The following is a 1,546-nucleotide window of genomic DNA, read 5'->3' as shown; positions in this document are numbered from 1 at the left end:
GCAGCCGCCCAAACGCCTATCAAGCCGAGACAAGAGAAGAGCAGAACCGCCACGATGCGCAGGAAGGGGGCACAGGTCATGACGCGAGCTCGTCTCAGTTGGCGACAGTCTTCGGGCCACCGAAGCGCTCACCCCATGACGGCCCTTGCGCGCCGAACCCGCATCTTCGAAGACCTGAAAATTTTACATCAGAACCCCTCTCGAAGGAAGGGCGAGACCGTGACCGGTCAAAGTGAGTTACTATGATCTTCGATCGATTTTCTGCTAGTATGTCGAAATCGTATCTATGGGCGCCTGATCGTTGTTCTTGGAGAATTCAATCGCATAGCTTGCACCGACTGTTTGAGTAAAACTTTAAGTACGGGGACACGAAAATGAAAGCAGCGAATTGGCTTCTGCGCCTGTGCGCCGCGAGCGCGCTCTCGATTGGCGCAGCATTGGCCTTCATGCCTTCGAAAGCCAATGCTTGCATCATTGAAGGCCTAGACGCCAACTGTTATCTTGGCGGAGTGGCCAACGGCGCGATTGTCGACACGTCTCTGGATGCCCTTCACAACATTGTTGACGACATTGTCGAAGCGGATGTCGGTCCGGCCAAGGCGGCTCCGCCGGCACCAGCCCAGACGGCGCCTTTTGGCGTTTTCGCTTCCGGCCAGCTTGCCCACACCGAACATGACGGCTTCAGGATTTCGAACAGCTTCGACACAATTGATGGACAACCTTTCGATGTCGATGAATTCTCCGCTGCCGTCAGCGTGGATTTCAATGCCGCCAGGCATTTCGGCTTCGATAATGAGCATGGGCTCAACATAGGCCTGTTTGGCGGCTATGCCTCGGCCGAGGTGAGTGTCGACGACCGCCGCTTTTCCAGCGGCGGCGATGCCACCAACAGAAGCGGCATGTTTGGCGGCTATGGACTCTATCGCCATGATACGAGTTATGCGCTTGTGGCGGTGTCCGCATTCCTCGGCAACACCGACGTCGAGAATGTGGACAGCGGCTCCGGCAACTATGACACGCAGGGCTATGCGATCACCGGGTCTGTTGGACGCATCTTCAACCTGACCGACCGGGTCCGTTTCGATCTGCGCGGTGGATTGCTGGGCGTCACTTTCACCGGCGACGGATATGAGGACAGCTTCGGCACTGATTACGGCAAGAGCCACCTGTCCTTCGGTGCGGTCAAATTCGAACCTGGCATCTATGCCGATTTCCAGCTTGGCAATGGCATGGTGATCAGCCCCTACGCACGTGCCGATTTCCAGCAGCGTTTCGGCTACTCCAACACGGCCAGCGTCGAGGGCGAGGAAAGCGAATTCGAGGACGCGGACTTTTCCGTGGCGCTGTACTCCGGATTCAATCTGAAGATGACGGGATCCACCACGCTCAGCTCCGAAATTCGCGGCAAGTGGTCCGCGGACAGCACGACCGTCGCCGGCAAGCTGGGCCTGAAGATCGCCTTCTGAGTGGATGTCGACGAATCGAAGCGGTGACGGCGGCGATGCCAAGGGCATTTCGGGCGACGCCGGCGATGGCGGACTGGGTG

The 1,546-nt window shown here is 57.9% G+C and carries 1 protein-coding gene; it reads left to right on the top strand.

The features are described from left to right. The first annotated feature begins 374 nt into the window (after positions 1-374). On the top strand, positions 375-1,466 hold the full coding sequence (locus EN780_RS33895) for an autotransporter outer membrane beta-barrel domain-containing protein (RefSeq protein WP_128276428.1): 1,092 nt from the start codon (positions 375-377) through the stop codon (positions 1,464-1,466). Positions 1,467-1,546 lie beyond the last annotated feature (80 nt).

Source organism: Mesorhizobium sp. M4B.F.Ca.ET.089.01.1.1 (assembly GCF_004022605.1).
Classification (GTDB): domain Bacteria; phylum Pseudomonadota; class Alphaproteobacteria; order Rhizobiales; family Rhizobiaceae; genus Mesorhizobium; species Mesorhizobium abyssinicae.
Note: the sequence above shows the minus strand (reverse complement) of the source record. Positions and strands in the feature narration are given on the sequence as shown.